Source organism: Nocardia sp. NPDC041819, from assembly GCF_055590505.1.
Genome location: NZ_JBVJAP010000030.1, coordinates 1 through 18,159 on the forward strand (window position 1 = coordinate 1; position 18,159 = coordinate 18,159).

The 18,159-nt window shown below is 65.0% G+C and carries 8 protein-coding genes and 4 pseudogenes; 4 read left to right on the forward strand and 8 right to left on the reverse strand.

The window, feature by feature from the left end:
- Positions 1-216: pseudogene (locus tag ACZ6DL_RS37030) on the reverse strand (IS481 family transposase); the annotation flags it as partial.
- Positions 217-486: 270 nt separating this feature from the next.
- Between ACZ6DL_RS37030 and ACZ6DL_RS37035 the strand changes: the two are divergent.
- The 3 genes from ACZ6DL_RS37035 to ACZ6DL_RS37045 are packed head-to-tail and all read left to right on the forward strand — an operon-like array spanning position 487 to position 4,702.
- Positions 487-1,665, forward strand: coding sequence for a tyrosine-type recombinase/integrase (locus ACZ6DL_RS37035; protein ID WP_466058280.1), 1,179 nt, complete (start codon positions 487-489; stop codon positions 1,663-1,665).
- Positions 1,662-4,292: a tyrosine-type recombinase/integrase gene (locus ACZ6DL_RS37040; RefSeq protein ID WP_466058282.1), complete on the forward strand. Its 2,631-nt coding sequence runs from the start codon at positions 1,662-1,664 to the stop codon at positions 4,290-4,292. Before ACZ6DL_RS37035 ends, ACZ6DL_RS37040 begins: the two co-directional genes overlap by 4 nt.
- On the forward strand, positions 4,289-4,702 hold the full coding sequence (locus ACZ6DL_RS37045) for a DUF6262 family protein (protein ID WP_466058284.1): 414 nt from the start codon (positions 4,289-4,291) through the stop codon (positions 4,700-4,702). The genes ACZ6DL_RS37040 and ACZ6DL_RS37045 overlap by 4 nt, the downstream gene beginning before the upstream one ends.
- A 1,126-nt stretch (positions 4,703-5,828) precedes the next feature.
- Here the strand turns inward: ACZ6DL_RS37045 and ACZ6DL_RS37050 are convergent.
- Positions 5,829-6,710 (reverse strand): annotated as a pseudogene (locus tag ACZ6DL_RS37050) (IS481 family transposase); the annotation flags it as partial.
- 861 nt (positions 6,711-7,571) lie between these two features.
- On the opposite strand from ACZ6DL_RS37050, the gene ACZ6DL_RS37055 reads away from it, so the two are divergent.
- Complete coding sequence (locus ACZ6DL_RS37055) at positions 7,572-8,531, forward strand: UbiA family prenyltransferase (RefSeq protein ID WP_466058286.1); 960 nt, start codon at positions 7,572-7,574, stop codon at positions 8,529-8,531.
- Between the two features lie 6 nt (positions 8,532-8,537).
- Here ACZ6DL_RS37055 and ACZ6DL_RS37060 read toward each other — a convergent pair whose 3' ends face one another.
- From ACZ6DL_RS37060 to ACZ6DL_RS37085, 6 genes and pseudogenes are all read right to left on the reverse strand, one after another.
- Positions 8,538-9,668, reverse strand: coding sequence for a cytochrome P450 (locus ACZ6DL_RS37060; protein WP_466058288.1), 1,131 nt, complete (start codon positions 9,666-9,668; stop codon positions 8,538-8,540).
- Complete coding sequence (locus tag ACZ6DL_RS37065) at positions 9,665-11,182, reverse strand: hypothetical protein (RefSeq protein ID WP_466058290.1); 1,518 nt, start codon at positions 11,180-11,182, stop codon at positions 9,665-9,667. The genes ACZ6DL_RS37060 and ACZ6DL_RS37065 overlap by 4 nt, the downstream gene beginning before the upstream one ends.
- Positions 11,179-11,889 (reverse strand): polyprenyl diphosphate synthase, encoded by a 711-nt coding sequence (gene uppS, locus ACZ6DL_RS37070; protein ID WP_466058292.1) that lies wholly within the window; start codon positions 11,887-11,889, stop codon positions 11,179-11,181. Before uppS ends, ACZ6DL_RS37065 begins: the two co-directional genes overlap by 4 nt.
- A gap of 1,968 nt (positions 11,890-13,857) precedes the next feature.
- A pseudogene (locus tag ACZ6DL_RS37075) lies at positions 13,858-15,351 on the reverse strand (ISL3 family transposase).
- A 116-nt stretch (positions 15,352-15,467) separates the two neighbouring features.
- Positions 15,468-16,235, reverse strand: a complete 768-nt coding sequence (locus ACZ6DL_RS37080; RefSeq protein ID WP_466058294.1) for a hypothetical protein — start codon at positions 16,233-16,235, stop codon at positions 15,468-15,470.
- A gap of 642 nt (positions 16,236-16,877) precedes the next feature.
- A pseudogene (locus ACZ6DL_RS37085) lies at positions 16,878-17,878 on the reverse strand (IS481 family transposase).
- Between the last annotated feature and the right edge of the window lie 281 nt (positions 17,879-18,159).

Below are 18,159 nucleotides of genomic sequence, written 5' to 3' on the forward strand. Positions count from 1 at the left end.
GGGTAGTAGCCGCGACCTGAGGGTGCGGATGACGTGGCCGTCGCAGGTGATGTGAATGCTGCGCAGATCCGCCCAGACGGTGACCATGCGACCGGCCATGCTCGCGTGCAACGACACGGTCTGGCTGCGGACCGACAGGTTGCCGGTGGGCGGCACGCGTAGTTCGAACTCGACCGCAGCGCCGTCGCCGGTAGTGTTCGGTGGAGGCTCGATCACGCCGATGACCAGCGGCGAAGACTCCGGCGAGGGTTCCGTGGATGATGCCGGAGCGGTGGGGTCGATGCGGGTTGGGCCGTTGGGTCGGAACAGGCTCGCCGGGACGGCCATGTCCAGCGCTTGGTGCGGACGTCGATGGTTATAGGCTCTACCGACCGTGATTTGTGCTGTTCGTGATGTCCGTTCGAGCCTGTGGCGTGGACGTCATGGGCTTGTTTACCGACCGGGTTCAGGACGTTCGTCATGTTCTGGAGTCGGTACGGAGGACGAATGGTGCGGCACCTTGTGGTCGGGGACTTGAGGGTCCAGCGGATCGAGCGGAAGGGCGGGTGGAGGTCATGGACCATCGTCTGGCCGGAGGGCACGCTCCACGCTGAGGCGGACCGGTTCCTGCGCGTCCATGACGGCTCGGGCACGCAGAAGACGTACGCGTACTACCTGGTGGATCATCTGCGGTGGCTGGAGCGCGAGTGCCTGGGCTACAAGACGGTCCAACTGCGCGACCTGGAACGGTACATGGGCATCGTCGGCGCCGAGGTCCACATGCCGCTCGGGGAGCCGTGGCGGGTGGGCAAGCGCCCCTACGGTCGGTCCGCGCTGTCGATCGCGGCGTCCTGCCTGAAGGGCTTCTACCTGCACCAGGCATCCCTCGGCATCAACGTGGACCTCGGTGAGAAGCTCGACGGCACGCGACTGCCGTCACGGGTGGACCGACGCCGCTCGTTGCTCGGCCACGTGAAATCCGTGATGCCGGCGAACCCGCTCGCGCCGAAGGGATCACACCGCAGGCACCCGAAGATGCTGCCCGACGGCGCGAGGGAGAAGCTGCTGGCGACGGTGAACTCGGCCCGGGACCGGATGGTGGTGACCTGGCTGGCCGACGGCGGGCTTCGGATCGGCGAACTCTGCGGGCTGCACCTGGTCGACCTGCACCTGCGCGAGAACGCGGCCTGCAACGAGTGCCGCAGTCCTCACCTGCATGTCTGCCACCGGCCCGGTAATCCGAACCGGGCTGAGGCCAAGACCGAGCACTCCTGGCAGGTCGAACACGGCACGGTCACCGGCGGGCTGATCAAGCGGGTCAGCCCGGAGAGGGTGCACACCTACTTCGAGTACCTCACCAGCGAGTACCCGCGCGGCGCCGGACACGGCATGCTCCTGGTCCAGCTGCACGGCGCCCGCGTCGGGCAGCCATGGGCACCGGTCGGGGCCCGGCGGATGCTCGGCCGGGCCGGGAAACGCGCCGGGCTCGGGCTGGTGAAACCCCATGCCTTCCGGCACACGTTCACTTCCGCGGTCCTCGACGCCGCCGACGGCAACCTGCTGATAGCCCGGGACGCCGGCGGCTGGGCCTCGGCCGCTACGGTCGACGAGGTCTACGGCCACGTCGACCTCCAGGACCCCACGTTCGACGCCGCCCTGCGCACGGTCTGGGGTGAGCCGAAGTGACCGTGACAACCCTGATGCCGCAGCCGGATCCCCGCACCGGCCGGGACCGGTTGGAGATCCTCACCGCGCTGATCAGCGCCCCGTCGTTCGGCCCGCTCTTCCGCCCGGACATCATCAAGGTCCCACCGAACCACCCGGTCTACCGGTGGAATTGCCTCTGCGCCGACTGCGACCGTTCCACGATGGGCCACGGCGATCTGTGCTCATCCCACGAGATGCTCTGGCGCGACCACCGTGACCAGGGAGGAATGCGCGCCGAGTTCCTCCGCACCGCGCCGTCCGTCGGCCTTGGGGATGGCGTGGAGCAACGGACCTGCGGGATCTGCCCCGAGCGCCGCGCCCGACACCTCACGCTGGAGCTCTGCCACTATCACGAGTTCCGTTGGTACAACCACCGCGGCCGCCGGGACGGCAATGCCGACTTCGACGCCTGGCTCCTCGACCAGCACCCCCTTCCTGGCTTCGGCAGTTGCCGGGTCCAGGTCTGCCCCGAACTGGCGGACTCCCCGCTCGGGCTGTGCTTCCGGCACGAACGCCGCTACCGCAGGCATGGCAGGCCAGGAAGAGCGGCCCTGCCATCGCAGTGGGGCACCCGTTACGGACGCCGCGGGCTGGTCGCGCCGGTCAGCTATGAGGACGAGCACGCCTTCGAGCGCTGGTGCGCGAGTGCCGTGGCAGTGCTCCGGCCCGCGCAGGTCAACCTTCTGGGGCTGCATCCGCTGCTGCGGGCCGAGATCAAGTGGGGCATGTTCGCCTACACCCAGAAGGCACACGGCCGCTGGGAACTGGTCACCTGGCAGGGCTTGGCGAACTTCGCCCGCGAGCACGGTCTCCGGTCGCTGACGGACGCGGGCCCCGAGGAGGAACAGCTTCTGCAGAAGGCGGTCAGCCGCGAGGCGGTCCACATCGTGCGGGCCGTGACCGGCTGGCTGCACCCTCTCTACGTGACGCCGGCCGAGACGCGTGAGCTCGGATACATCCTCACCGAGCACTTCGGGCGGAAGCTCACCGGCCGCTCGGTCCGCATGGACCTCACCGGCGTCTCCCAGCAATGGCTGCGCGACCTGATCTGGGACCACTTGGTCGCGATCCTGCGCTCTCCGAGCTGTCCGCGAAGCGGAGGCACTTTCGACGACATGCGCCGGGCCGGTCTGGAACTGAGCACCTTCCTGGAGCTCCATGCTCCCGCTGGCGGCCACGACCCGCGGGGGCTGACGGCCGAGCACATGCACCAGTTCGTCGCCGACCAGCGGCAACGCGAGCGGGACGGCCTCGTCTCGCTGGCGGCCAGAGGCGTCCACGGCAAGCCGTCGATCGTGACCGCCAACACCCGTCAGCGTGTTTTCCACCGGACCCGGCGGCTCCTGCGAGGGGCCCTCGAGTCGGGGGAGGCCGAACGCCTTGGCCTGGATCGGGCCTTCATCGCCGCGATGCCCGCCCCAGGACGGTCGGTCAGTCGCGCTCGGCAGCCGTTCGCCGACGGTGTCGCCCGCGCGCTCGCTGACGAGACCAACCTGCTCAGGCTCGCGGAGTCCTACGACCCGTTCGACCGCGGCCTGCGGGACGCCTGGGAGACGATCATTGTCACGGGCCGCCGCTGCGGAGAGGTTCTCCAGCTCCGTCTGGAGTGCCTCGGCCGCTACGGCGGACTGCCGATGCTCTGGCACGACCAGACCAAAGTCGGCAACTACGACCAGGCCCTGCGGATCCCCGAGCGGGTCCACCAGCTTCTGGAAGCACGCCAGCGCAAGACCTTGACGCTGTTCGAGGCCCGGAACAACCGGCCGCCCACCGCCGAGGAACGCACCCGGATGGCGTTGTTCCCCACGAACATCCGCAACCGCGACGGACGTCGGCCGCTGTCCTACAAGTGGTTCCACAAGGGCTTCAAGCTCTGGATCGACGAACTCGACATCGGCCGCTGGGTCCCCCACCAGGCCCGGCATTCGCTGGCGACCAGCCTGCTGCGGGCCGGGGCGACCCTGACCCACGTCCGCCGATACCTCGGCCACGTCTCCGAGCGGATGGCCGAGCACTACGTCCACCTGACCCAGTCCGACCTCGAAGACGTCCTCCAACACGTCTGGGTCGCCGGTCCGGGGACCGCCAGCCCGGGCGAAATCCTCACCGAGGCGGCCACCCCGCTCACCCGCGAGCAGGCTCAGGCCCTCGCCATCGATCTGTCCCGCCGCAGCACCCCCGCCGAAGGCGGCTTCTGCACCTTCCAGCCGGTCGTCGACGGCGGCGCCTGCCCCTGGAACCTCGACTGCCACAACTGCGACAAGTTCGTCATGTCCGGCGCCGACCTCCTCTACTGGCGGCGCAAGCGCGAGCAATGGCGACTGCTTGCCGAAGGCGCCCCCGACGACGCCACCGCCGACTACCTCCACCGCTACTTCGAGCCGACCGCCCGCGCCATCGACGGCCTGGAGAAGGCCCTGGCCGGCCTCGGCCTCCTCGATGACGCCCTCGCCCTGGACCTGCGCAAACCCCAGGACTACTTCCACCGCGTCTGGTCCACCGCTTTCCGCGCCACCGACCTCGCCCACGCAGGCACCGAGGAGGAGAGCGAGTACAGCGATACGTGCACAACCGAGGACACCGACCCCCAACAGGACGTCGCATGAACACCGTTCCCGAACCCCGCACTGCCGCTGCCCTGGCAGCTCGCCGCGGCAAGACCGACACGGCCCTCCTGCGGGTCCACGAGTCCATCACCCGGCTCCAACGCGAGAAGGCCCAGGTCACCGTCGCTGCTGTTGCCCGGCGGGCGAACGTCTCACGCACCTTCCTCTATGCCAACCCCGAAGCCCGGGCCGCCATCGCCACGGCGATAGCCGAGGCAGGTGACCGCCGGACCCGGATACTCGTCGAACAGGACGACACGCGCGAGGCAACCTGGTGCGAGCGCGCGCTGAACGCCGAAGAAGCGCTCAAGGCCGCCCAGACCGAGATCCTCACCCAGCGCACCCGGATCGGCGAACTCCTGGGTCAGGTAAGGGACTTGCAAGCCGAATGGACCGAGGAGGCCATCTAGCGGATCACCACCGAGAACACCACCCTCAAACAACGGGTCCGCCAGCTGACCGCTGACAACCGCACCCTCGACGAGCGGCTTAAAGCCGCCCGCTCCAACCTCCGCTTCCAAGACCGCCGCGTCGCCGACCTCGAAGCCCAACTCCTCGACCCACCCGTCGGAAAGTAGCCCAGCAACACCCCGGCGGAGGGGCCCGATTACCCATCAGGTGACCGGGCCCCTCCGCCGGGACCAGAGCGATCGACGGTTGGCGAGCCGGGCCGCCCGACGCAAGACGGCTTCTGCACGGGGATGTTCCCAGACAAGGCTCGGTCGTTCGGGCCGTCGCCGGCAATACGCGCAATCAGGATCACTGCAGACGCCTTCACGCCATTCGTCGCACACCACGCACAGTGCTGCGTCAAACCGTTCGCAGTAGTCCTGCCTGGTGCCACACCGCAGGCATGATCCGGACTCCGGCCGGACGGCGGAGGGGCGCTTACGAGGCATCCCCCTGTCCGAGGTTCAGCATCTCCGCATCCACCATGGCTGAGAAGGATCGCCATAGGAGTCCACGATCGTGCGGGACCAATAGACCTCGTCAAGCGGATGCACCAGCCGCCGGAGCTCCCGCGACGCACCTGTCGGCAGCCCGCACAGGGCCTGCTCCAGCATCTGTCGTGGATGAGCGTCAGAGGGACAGCACGCTTCAACTCCGCAACCACGGGCCTGTGGATCTGTCAGCCTACGGGCCGGCTCTTGAACGGTGCCGACCCACCGAGCCATCGCGTCGGCGATAGCCCCTGGCCACAAATGTGAATCCTCGAACGTGGCAATCTCGCTCTGTGCGCGCGCCGAGACCCCAGAAACGATCTTCCTGCCGTGCTCCGGGCGGAGCCTGCGCGACAGCTTGGCGCGCACCTGGCCTGGCCGTCTACGCGCCATAGGCCTTTCGTTGGTTCGTCATGGACGACATCCTCCCAGACTGAGGCCATTCCGATCAATGCAGCCCCGACCGTCTGGCCTGTCCGCTGGCCAAGCGGCAGGCTCCCGGCCTCTCTTGATCTCCCGTCGATTACATGTACGCGACGTATCACCGCAGGTCGAAGGCCATCTATGGACTCCCACGGTCGGTAAAGCCTACGGCGATCCATCCATCGACGGCCTCTTGGGCCGCGGTGATCGATTCGAACGGAGCCACTTGGTCGAGGAATTCGGTGCGAAGCGTCTTGTGGAACCGTTCGATCTTGCCGGTCGTAGTGGGCGATCGTGGCTTGGTCAGGCGCTGCTTGATGCCGTTGTCGCGGCAGATCTTCTCGAACAGCACCTCCACCGGCAGTGGCTTGACGTAGCGGCCGGTGAACTGACCGCCGTTGTCACTCAATACTTCCGATGGCACGCCATACCGGCGCATCGCCGCAGTGAACGCTTCACCGACTTCCCGGCCCGATGGTCTGGCCAGCACGGTGGCGATCACGATGAAGCGGGAGTGGTCGTCGATACCGGTCAGCAGTTTGCATTCACGACCGTCTGCCAGCGGTACTCCGCCGACGATGTCGAGTTGCCACAGGTGCATCGGCGTCTGCCGTTGCCACCGCTTGTATTTACGTTTGTGATGCTGAGTCTGCGGATCGATCATTCCGTTCCGGGTCAGGACCCGATGCACGGTCGCCCGGGACGGCACCCTTGCCAGGTCGTGGCCGGCCAGCTCATGGCTGATCCGGCGCGCGCCCCACCGTGGATGCTCGCGCCGCAATCGGCAAATCAACGCCTCGACCTGCGGACTGACCTTCGTCGGGCTCGAATGCGGCCGTCGGGACCGATCAGCCAGTCCCGCCGTCCCCTCGGCGGTGAACCGCCGCCGCCAGGTGTCCAGTGATTGCCGTGTGGTTCCGTAGCGGGCCGCGACCTCGCCGATCGGAGAACCTCCAAGCACCTCACATACCGCCCGATACCGATATTCCGCTACCGCCAGCTGATCCACACCGATCCCGTCCGCATTCGACTCCGCCGAGCGGAACAAGACCATTGATCACGCTCAAACGTCAAGCATCTCTTGAGAACAAACGGTCAAGCATGTCTTGAGCCCTCACACCGACAACTGACACCGAACTCTGGCAAGCGCCGCATTCGAAACACCAGCGGCCACACAGGCGCGCAGCTGTGCGGCCTGCTCGTCGGTGAGGGTGAGTTTGCGCGCTGGTACGCCCGTGTGGCCGCACAGCGGGAACCGTCTGCACGCGAGTGTCGCCCACCCGAGTGCCAGAAGATCAGGTAGCTGCTTAGGTCTATGTCGGTGGAATGACCGATGTGGGGCCGGTACTTATTCGATGAGGATGGTTGTCTTGCAGCAAGCTCAATTGTGGTGACAACACCGTCACTCGAACCGCCCTCGACAACGGCGTCGGTAGGCCGACAAGGGAGTCGGTCGTGCGGGCGGCATCCACAACGCCACCGATCAGGAACCGCCTTTTGATGTCCACGAACCCGTTCAGCATGTTCGGTTTGGTCCCCGCGGTCGACGGCCGTGACAGTCCCAGTGCCGTGCTCAAGTTTGTGGGGAGTCATTGCCCAGTGCGGTTCATCGAGCGGTCAGCCCATGCTCATCCTTACCAGGGCGAAGCGGGCAGGCGATGTCGGGAAACTGGCACGAGCGTTCCTCCTCACCGTGCTTCTGCGCGACGAACCCTCCCGAGTGCTGGCTGTCCGGGTCATCGAGTCGATCGTCCTCACGGGTCCGTGCTGGTTTGCCTCATTGCCTGGGCGTTTCACCTCCAGCTGACGCACCCGCACCGCCGGGACCCCAGGCCGACCGATCGGTACGGCAAAATGCCGCTGTGGAGACACATTGGCACCGCAGATCGCCTGCGGCAGTGTATTACATAGCAGAATGACCGATCCGCAGATGGTTTCCGCAACGGAGCCAGGACTGGGCCGGGCGCTCTGGCAGGCGAACAGGATGGAGTTCGCGGCCGGTTATATGCTCACCACCTTGTGGGGGGTAATTGTTGCGGCGCAGCGGCCAGGTGACCTGACGCAGCCAGCGGTGGCTGGCGTGGTGGTGTGCGTGATGGCGCTACACGGGTCATTCGGGGTCATCGGATGCGTGACCGATCAAGAATCCGACGCCCGCGCCGACGGGCGGTCGGCTGGTCATGCCGACAAACGCGGCCTCGTTGCCGTCGTGAAAAAGGTTGGAGCGCGACGTCTTATCGCCTACGGGGTAGCCGAGGGTGTAATGGCGGTGGGAATCGCCGCAGGGCTGGCGCTGTGGCTGGGGCGAGGATGGATCGTCATTCTTGCGGCACTGATTTTCCTGCTGGATCTGCTCTACAACGTGCCGCCGGCCCGGTTGAAGGAACGTGGCCTTCTCAACCCGATAACCTGCGGTTTGACGTTCGCGCTACTTCCGGCCGTGCTGGGCTATGACACCATTAGCCAAGGCAGCGGCCTGAGCCCGGCATGGCCGCTGCTGGTCGGTGCTGGGATATTCGCGATGGGCAGCAACCTGTGGTACGGCGTCCCTGACATCACGGCGGATTCGGCGGCAGGGATGCGCACCCCAGCGGTGCGGCACGGACTGAAGAATTCACTTTTGATAATTTGCGTTTTCCGGATAACTGCGCTGGCCTTATTGGGCGGAGGGCTCGCGGCGAATTTCGGTTTTCGCTGGGCCGCGGCCGGTGTAGCGGCCGGTTCAGCAACACTGTTCCGGGCCGCCTATCTCATTTACCGGATTTCGCTGAGCGGAAAGCCAGCGCCGGAGGGTAAAGAACTGGGCCCGGTGTACTCACTACTGGTACTGCATTTGCTGTCACTGGCGGCTGTGGTAGTTATTAACCTTTTCTAGCGGGCACTACCACACCAGAGGCAGTTCGTGCACGAAACGCAGCGTGCCACCCATACCGTAGCGTAACTGGGCACCCGGGGCCAGCGTGTACCGCGGGATGCGCCGGTGCCATTCGCGTATCGTGGCGGCCAGTTCCAGCCGGGCCAGGTGCAATCCCAGGCACCGGTGCGGTCCAGCACCGAACGCCATGTGCACATTCGGTTTACGACTGAAATCAACCGTGTCCGCGGCTTCGGTGTTCGCCGCGGCCAGCGACAGGGTCACGCGTTGCCCAGCCGCCACCGCCGAAGCACCAACCTTGGTGTCCTGCGTCGCGTACCGCCGTACCGCCGTTGTCGGCGATTCCCAGCGCAGCAGCTCCTCAACCGCGGCGGGAATAATATCTGGGGCATCGTTGATCTGTTGACGGTGCTCGTCATGTGTGGCCAGAAACGCAAAAATACAGCCGAGCGAATTGGAGGTAGTGTCAATTCCGGCCAACAACAGCATAAAACAAATATCGACGATCTCCGCGCCGGTAAGCGATTCACCATCCACTTCGGTAGCGAGCAAAGTACTCACCAGGTCCCGCCGGGGCGCGCTCGAGCGGGCGGCGACCAGCTCACCAAACAATTCGTAACAAGACTGCCCGGCCGCCGCAATGTCGCGCCTGGAATGACGCTGCGGACGCAGGATGGTATCCAGAATCGAATCAACAACCGGTGCATCCTTCGCGGAGATACCCAGCAACGCCATGAACACCAGCCGCGGAAGGCGAGTCGCATACTGGGCGACGAATTCACATGCACCCGCGGGGGCGATGCCCGCGACCAGCTCCTCCACGTGGGCTGTGACGTCAGCAGCGAAGTCAGCCGTCCGGCATGGCGCAAATAGCGGATCCACAAGGCGGCGGTAGCGCTGGTGATCGGGCGGGTCAAGCTGAAGCGGAATAAGCGGACGGACATTGCCCAGATTCAGCGCCGGCATGCCGGAGGAAAACACCTCAGGTGACCGCAGCGCGGCCGCAACATCGGTCCGACCCAATACCATGAGCGCATCCCGATCATGCACGGGTGCCCCGTCCGTGCGCAGCCGCTGGTAATACTTCTGCGGGCAGGCCGCGGCCGCGTCCGGTTGATACTCCCGGTGCGCCGTCACCGCACCCGCTCCGCCGCCTGCGCGACCACGGTCATGACGCCGCGATCCCGTTGCGCCACCTGCTTGGCTGCCAGTATGACCGCCTGGATCACCGCCACCGGCGCATAAAGGTCTTTGTCATGCCACAGCGATGGATGGGGCGCCGCGCTTTTGCACAAATAGCGATACCCAGCAGCCACGGCCTGCTGCATGCCCGGGCTCGCCTGCCGCGCCAGGAGGATATGGATTGCATACGCAGTCTCCTCCGCGGTGCCTTCCCAGCGGCCCCACGACCCATCGCCGCGCTGCGTATCCAGCACCCAATGCTGAGCGCGGCGCACAGCGTCCGCCGCCGCTATGTCAAGCCCGCGCAGCGCCATCACGCAGGTGTAGGTGGCGTAATACGGGGACGCATGCCACCGGTCACGCCAGCAGCCGTCGACCTCTTGGCGCGCGCTCAGCCAGGCCGCGACGGCGGACACCGTCGGCAGCGGGTGGCCAGGGCGGCGCAGCGCGTCCAGCACGTGGGCGTTGGTGCTCACTGAGGGGTTCGTTTCCGAAATCCATGTTGCGAAGTGGCTGCCGGTGTGAAACCTCCACAGACTATCGTCGCCGATTTCGTGGCCGAGGTGGCGCAAAGCAAAAAGTACGATCGCGGTGGTGTCCGCGTCCGGCGGCAGCCCCTCCCCGCAGCGCACCCCCTCCGGGCGGCAGCTCGCAAGCAGCTCCGCCGCAACGGTTTCGGGCACCTTCAGCGGCACGCCAACCCTCGCGAGCACACCAATAACCATCCCCCGCTCGAAAGCGGTCAGCGGACTACAGCAGGGAAGCAGCCCGCTGTAGTCTGCGGCGACCTCCGCGAGGTGACGCTGCGAGAGTGGGTGCACTGAGGGATCAGGGCCCAGCCAGGCGGCGGTGGCCGCCGGCGACGCCCCCACCGTGCCCAGCACGCCGGGCGCTATCGCGCGCGCCTGCACCGCACGACTACCGCTGATTTCCAAACAATGCCGAAGCTTTTCGGGGATTTCGTCACCTGCGGCCAGTCGGCGGGCGAGGTCATCGATGATGGCGTCGGCGCCGGCGGTGAGGTGCGCGGTAATCGCACCAAGCTGCTGCGCTGCCGCGGGGTACAGTCGGGCGATCTCTGCGCAGAGATAGTGGACGATCAGTTCTTGGCCGGGCATGTCTGGAGGGTCACTCGGCGAGGTATAGCGCGTGAGCGCCTGCAGACCCCGATTGGCCGCAGCATGAATCTTGTAGTGGCTGACGCCGTCCACTGGGTTGCGTTGCTGGAACAACAATGCCTGCACCGCACTCAATGTTGGGCCTAGGCCATAGCCGTCCTGGGAGCCCCACCAGCCGGTGCGGTGCTGCTGTTCGAGTAAGAACGTGAGCCGAGCATTGTGTCCGGCTAGCCACGGCGCCAGTGTCACAATGCGCCCGATCTCATACACCGACGGGCTGGATTGCCCTAGCGGATTGCGCACAAGGCCTTCCAGTAGCTGGGCAGCCTCCGCCGCTATCATGGCCGTCATTGCGCCGCCCTGCCGCCCTGTAATCGGTTGCTCCTCTGATACTTCTGCACTGCGGCGGCAAAGTCTGCGGCGGCGAAATCTGGCCACAGCTTTTCAGACACCACGAATTCGCTGTACGAACTCTGCCACAGCAGGTAGTTACTCAGCCGCAACTGCCCGGCCGTCCGGATAATGAGGTCCGGGTCGGGCACATCACTGTACATGTGCGCACTGATGAGAGCCTCGTCTATTTCACCTGGAGCATGGCCTGCTGCAGCGATTTCCCGCATCGCATCGACCAGTTCAGCACGGCCACCGTAGTTCACGCAGACCTGCAGGGTGAGTCGTCTGTTCGGCACGGGATTGCGTGCCGCGCTCGCAATGAGCGCGGCCAACTCCAGCGGCAATGCTGCGGTACGGCCCAGCGCGCGCACTTCGATTCCATCTCGGGCCAGCACTGAATCACCGCCGAAAAGGGTCCGCCCGATGGTGGTGAGCAACGCGTCTGCTTCTGCGGCGGGACGCTGCCAATTCTCCGTCGAGAACGCGTATATCGTGACGATCTCAACGCCTTCGGCCATCGCGGCGTGCAGTGTCGCGCGCAGCGCGGCGAAACCTGCCTCATGTGCATGCATGCGAGATGCGTTGTGGATCAGGGACCAGCGGTCCGTGCCGTCGGGGATAATCGCCACGTGCCGCGGCGGCGCACCGGGTGCTGGCTGGCTCAAGGCTGACCCCCTTGGCAGGAGCCGGCAGCGACGTGCAACAGCCAGCTAAAGACGTTCGCGCAGTCCTGCGGTGCGTGCATGGAGAGATTGAGGTTGTTGCCCGCGCCGGGCAGCACAGCGGCGCGCAGGCACGCCGCCCGGGTGCAGTGGGGGTGTTCGCTGACGGGGAGCGCCGCAGCCGACGCGTATTCCGCGGAGAATTCTGGGCCGCAGAACACCGCGTCGCGCGAACCCGGCGCCACCAGAACTGGGGCGGTGACGCGCTGCGATGTTGCCAGGGCTGAATCCCACCGCGATAGTGCCGCTGACTTCGGCCAGTCATGCCGGCACCTGGGTAGCCTCATCGTGACGCACCATCGCTGGGGCGAAATCACCCGACGCATCGGATATTTCGCTGCGATCGCCGTGTGCGGTTGTAGCGTATCCGGCGGCAAGCAGATCCACGCCGGGCGGTCCGCTGCGCAGCGACCGGCAGAACGTTTCATACACAAAACGCGACGTAAAACCGGTGACCTATCCCTATTAGCACCACCGCGTTTACGTCGTGATAGGTCGCCGCTTCCAGCATCGCGATCCCGCTGCGCAAGGAATGGCCGACTACCATAACCTGCGGAAATCGTACGCCGCCAATCAATCCCGCATGCAGCATGCCCACCAGCTGATGAACGGCGTGCGCCGTCACCGCTGCGATAAGCAATGCCCACCGCACCCGGGGGCTTACGCCGCAGCCGAGCCGGTCGATGGTGTGCGTGGCGAAACCCGCCCGGGCGTAGCTGTAGTTTTCCGGCTAATGACCAGACTCCCAGCATTCGCCGGAATATGTTGCTTCGTACAATAGTAGCTGCACTATCGCCGGGGACGGGCCACCACCCGGCTGACACAACCGCGCGTGCATGCTTGACCGGGAACGGCAGATTCGTGGTGACCGGGACAGAATGGTCAGTACAGCGAGCAGCAGCGGCGTCCAGGACCGGCGCGTTCCACACACCGCCCGACAACACCACACGCCTGCCAGGCAGCAAAGTCAACGTCGAACCACTGTGTTCCGCGCTTTCGAAAACGCCCACCGACGGGCAGACCCGCGGCCGCCGGCCTGATCCGACCGCCACGAAAGCAGCTGACAATACCGCCCATCTCGCCCACAACACCGCAAGATCTGGCAGCTCGTTGTCCACGGCCGTCGCGCGTACTCCTACCATCTGGTCCGCCCGCACCCCAGCCGCAGCCTGCCGCGGTGACCTCGACAATTGCCCGCCAGGGAAAGGCTCCGCACCGCGATCGGCGACGGTCTCAAAACCGTTCACATCCGATCGCGCCATCAAGCGCCACCATGGACCGTCGTCCGATCGAGCAGACAACATGCGGTGCCGACGCACCGCATCCAGCACCGTCTCCGACACCATGGCCCGGATCGGTCGCACACCATCATCGACCAACAGCAGCGCAGACTCGGACACGACAGTCATCGCGAACCAAGCCTCCAACCGGTGCCACCCGAACGGGGCGAGCTCACGCAGCCCACGCACAATCCGATCGGTCAACTCGATGGAGTCATCACCGTCCCTGCTATACACCTCACGCCCCAAAAATCTCGTCACAGCCCAATCTGACTATTACGCTCAATTCTCACAGTGCGGAAGAAGTCCTCCACTGGATTCGAAGGAAAGCTCTTGAGTGCCCCTCACCTGTCATGGCCACCGACTGAATACAACAAAATTCCTTTGAAAATCACGCGACAATCCAGCACGGAAACATCGCAATCCAATGCTCGGAGAGTCCGGTCGAGTTGTATAGAACATAATTGACCACCAAGGGTGGGCAAGCATGCCCGAACTCACCGAAGACGGGCCTTGTGGGACTGTTGGAACAGCGGCTCGCCAGACGAGCCAGTGTCCTGCACGGCCCGCGGTGCCACCGGGAGGGAGTGTCGGAACAACGGCTCTGGTGCACTTCCGGTGGCGGTCGATGCTAGGCGAGCAGGATGCGGTGCCGTAGGAGTGGGAATCCGGCCCGGCCATACATCTGTCGTTTGATCAGTTTGGTTTTCGTGTTCACGCCTTCGATGGGGCCGTTGCTGTAGGGCAGTGTGAGACCGGCGATCGCAGCGTCGTGGTCCTGGCCGAGGCCGCGCAGGAAGGGGTCGAGTTCGGGCAGCTGGGCCTCGCGGACCTGTTTCATCCATGAGTCCAGGTGGCTGCCGCGGCGTGCGGTCATCAGTTGCGCGAAATCGGCGACCAGCGGGCCAGATCGGTCATCTCCGGGCATGCGGCGACGAGCTGATCGAGATGAGTGCGGCGTCCGTCGGACGGATCGTCAGGCGGGGTCATGATCCAGGAGATGAGCCGCTGCGGTGACAGCGCGATCCGGACGCTGTCGGCGCGGCCCTGATTGAGATACTTGTGCAGCAGGTTGATGCTGCCGGTGTAGCCGAGGTCTTTGATCTCGTGGAACAGGTGCAGCACGGGGACACCGGGCTCGGCGGCCCGGCGAATGGGCAGGTGGTCGCGGTAGGGGCCGACCAGGCAGGCGCGGTATTGGGGCGGGCGGCGCAGTTGGTCGGGTTCGGGAGTGCGGGCGTAACGTTTGAAGGTGTTGAGGCCCAGGCCGAGCCGGCGGGCGCAGTCGAGCAGTCCGACGCCTTGATCGAGAAGGTTGTGGACAACGTGCCAGCGTTCGAGCGTGGTCTTTTCGCGGGTCAGAGTTTGTCGTTTCGGTCCGGCCTTGGCCCAGCATCCGCTGTGGGCGGCTGTTTTCTCCACTGCTCATGCCAGCCCGTGCCACAGGTGCCACCAATCGGAAACCTGGATCGCGGTAGGCAGAGCGCGGCGGATGGCCTCGGCATAGGCAGCCGATCCGTCGCGCACGACGATCTCGACGCCGGGATGCTCACGCAGCCATGTCTCGAGGGCTTCAGATCTGCGGTCGGGTAATACATCGATCCGCTCGTGCGTGATGGCGTCGATCAGGACTGTGCCGTAACGATCCGGCGGCGTAACGCGAGTCGTCCACGCTCAGCACCCGCGGCACCGGCCGCCGCGGCGCCGGAATACGCAACAGGATCCGCACGGCGGTATGGCGAGACAACCGCACGGCCAGCCGCGACAGCAGCCGCGTGGCGACCCGCCCGCCCAAGTCCCATACCACCGCACGCACCTGCCGGGTCAGGCGAACCGTCCGCCGCTGGTAACGTTCCATCACACCAGGCGACTGCTCACGGAATGTGCTGCAGCAGCCGAATGTTGGGCAGACAAGCCGCCGAACCCGCACCCGGACGACTGCCGCCCCGCCATCCACCGGAACGTCGGACAGGGTGCGTTCGTGGTAGCTGTGGACCCGGCCAAACTCGGCACCGCAGGCCGGGCAGGAAACTGGTCCGTCCGGCGTTCGTGCCAGGACCATGACCCGTTCACCCCTATCCAACACATCCTCGACAACCAGCGGTGACAAGCCCGAAAAGACCACGCCGACAGCGGCATCACCTCACGCACCGACGAATCGCGCCGTCACCGACAACGATCCGCCACCGGAAGCGCACCAGAGCCGAAGATTATCAAACACTCCCAAGTGAACCAGAGCCGCTAATCGGACACTCCCTCGGTGAAGTCGAGATCAGCGGAGGATCGCGGTCTGGGTCGTGAGGAGCGCCACGGAATACGGACTGTGTCATTGGTGCGTACGAACGCTTGCTGAGCGACAGCGGCCAGGGCCGAACCGAGAGAAGTGAAGCAGGCCAGGATCGCTGTGACTGTGAGCCGAGAAGTAGAGTATCGGGTCTCGCTGACTCCAGGCACTGGGAGCTTGTCGTTGCCGAGTAACCAGGACATCACGGATCCAACTTGCCCACCCAGATCCCACCGACGGGTGGTCATTTCCTTCAATTCGGGGGCTTTGCTGTTGATGTACACCAAAGTGCAGAAAGTGAAGATCGCGACCGCGACCGCGGACAGGGTTACTAGGCGGTTGAGGATACTGCTGCGCCTACGGATATTCAGCGTCACGGTAAGCACGCAGCTCGTGATAGCGGCGGTGGTGAGGAGAGCCCAGAAGCCTGTTATTTGGGCAATGGGCATTTGTTTCGACGATGACCAGACGGTCAGGTACCGGGTGGACGCGTCGATGCGACCGAAGGCGTTCACTTCCGCTTTGCCGTTGGGGCCGGATGCGGCAAGCCATGTCTGAAAGAGCAGGATGAAAGTGATCAAACTTCCGACCGCTGCCCACACGTATCCCCAATATCCGCGGAGCGCTGCCCGGAGCGTAGCGCCCGCTCGCCGTTTTGCGTCCTTGGAACCGTCGGCCGCGTCCGGCCGCGATGTTCCCTTTTTCCAAGGAGTCGGCCGTGTCATGGAGTTATTCTATGCAACTTCCCAGCACTGGGTACATGCAGTATTGCGAACTTCTTGCAGAGGCACGGTCGGGACCCTGCGAATCATTGTTTGGTCAACTTTGTATTGATCCATTCATCGCAGTCGACGCCATGTCTGGCCATGGAAACCGACATTTGGCATTGCGGCGTAATGCTTTACACGCTTTGCACCCGAGCGCGCTCGTTGAATGATCCGCCGGGGAGGTGGCGTCCCAACGGAGAGAAACTGACGGTTGAGGTGGATGTCCGGTCCTCCTGGCCCGGGAGGCGGGCGGTGCGGCAAGTGATCACGGGTGAAGTCCTGCGACGACGGGAGGCTACCCGCCGTTCAGCGTGGGACCACTCGTCGGTGCGGCGCATGACGCTCAGTGTCATGAAGCTTTCGAAGCAGGGGCGAGGTGTGGGCGCCGTTCGCCGTCAATGGACTCGAAGCCGGGGGTTTTATTGCCCCCTCGATAGCGTCGCCATCGACGGCGCCGGGGTGTTCAACGACAGGCTTGAGGAATAGCAGGACTACTACAACTATCACCATCCTCATGGCGGCCTCGCCGGCCAGGCACCGCCTGAGAAGCTGCAACGGAAACCCAAGCCGATACTGTCACCGGCCACCTCAGCAACACACCTAGGTGTATGAGGCCGTGACGTTGGTGACGCCGGTGTGGAGGCGGCTGGCTGGTGGCCGGTTTCCGGCGGCAGTGTGGGGTCGATGATAGTTGTAGTGAATGTTCCAGATCTGTAGTGCCTTCGAGCGCTGGGGGTCTGATGTCCATTCGCGGGCGTAGAGAATTCCTCGGCCAGGATTCGCTGATAGCGTTCGACCTTCCCGTTGTGGCGGGGTGTGTAGGGACGTATCCGCTGGTGGCGGGCGCCGTGGAGAACCTTCGCGAAGTCACGGGCCTTGTAGCAGGCTCCGTTGTCGGTGACGATCCGGTGGAGGTGGCCGATGCCGTGAGCGGCGAAGAACGCTCGCGCGCGGTGCACGAAACCGACAGCGGTCGATGCTTTCTCGTCCGGGAGGGCTTCGGTATAGGCCAGCCGTGAGAAGCCATCGACCGCCGAATGCAGGAAGACATAACCCGTGCGGGCGCCGCGTTTCTTGGCGCGGGCGACAGTCTTGGCCTGCTCGGAGCCCGCGCCGTGGACACGCCAGCCACCACCGGCGGGGATCCGGCCCACCTTCTTCACATCGACGTGCACCATATGGCCTGGCCAGCGGGCCACGATACGGCGCGGTGCTCGGTTGCTGTCGCCGCAGGAGTCGATGAACCTGCGGCGGTTCAGCCCAAGATGGGCCAATTGCCTGGTCACCGTTCGCACCGCGATATCGATCCCGGCGGCTTCGAGTTCGAACGCGATCCGCCGTGCCGACCACTTGTTGTCCCGGCGCAACCGCTCGATCCGGGCGACGACCGCAGCCGCAGTCGCGCTTGGCTGCCGGTGCGGAACCGAGGACCTGTCCTCGAGTCCGACCTCACCGAAGCGACGCCATCGATTGACCCACTTCGACGCGCATTGACGAGAGATTCCCATCTCGGCGGCCACATGAGCGATCGGGCGGTTACGGCAGCGCTGCACCAGACGGCGACGGCCCTCGACAGACAACGGGGCATTACGGTGGGTCACGGACAGGTCTTTCCGGTCGAACGGACGGAGGATTGGCGTTTTCCATCCTGCCGCCGAAAGACCTGTCCCCTCAGCTCACCCCATCCCCAGCATCAACAACCTCATGACCCGCAACACCTAGGTGTTACCTGCTTATATTCGCTGCGCAACGGATAACCGGTCCGCGCTGTGAGCACGCCGCCGAGTTGAGCCTAGTCGGATTCATGGAGAGACACGACGGATTTCCGTTGCAAACTAGGCCCGATCGCATCTACGTCGGCCTCGGGTACCGAGGGACGATA

Excerpts from the sequence above, each read along its gene's own strand:
- ACZ6DL_RS37055 (WP_466058286.1), top strand. The coding sequence starts at position 7,572 with ATGACCGATCCGCAGATGGTTTCCGCAACGGAGCCAGGACTGGGCCGG.
- ACZ6DL_RS37065 (WP_466058290.1), bottom strand. The coding sequence starts at position 11,182 with ATGACGGCCATGATAGCGGCGGAGGCTGCCCAGCTACTGGAAGGCCTT.
- ACZ6DL_RS37080 (WP_466058294.1), bottom strand. The coding sequence starts at position 16,235 with ATGACACGGCCGACTCCTTGGAAAAAGGGAACATCGCGGCCGGACGCG.
- ACZ6DL_RS37045 (WP_466058284.1), top strand. The coding sequence starts at position 4,289 with ATGAACACCGTTCCCGAACCCCGCACTGCCGCTGCCCTGGCAGCTCGC.
- ACZ6DL_RS37035 (WP_466058280.1), top strand. The coding sequence starts at position 487 with ATGGTGCGGCACCTTGTGGTCGGGGACTTGAGGGTCCAGCGGATCGAG.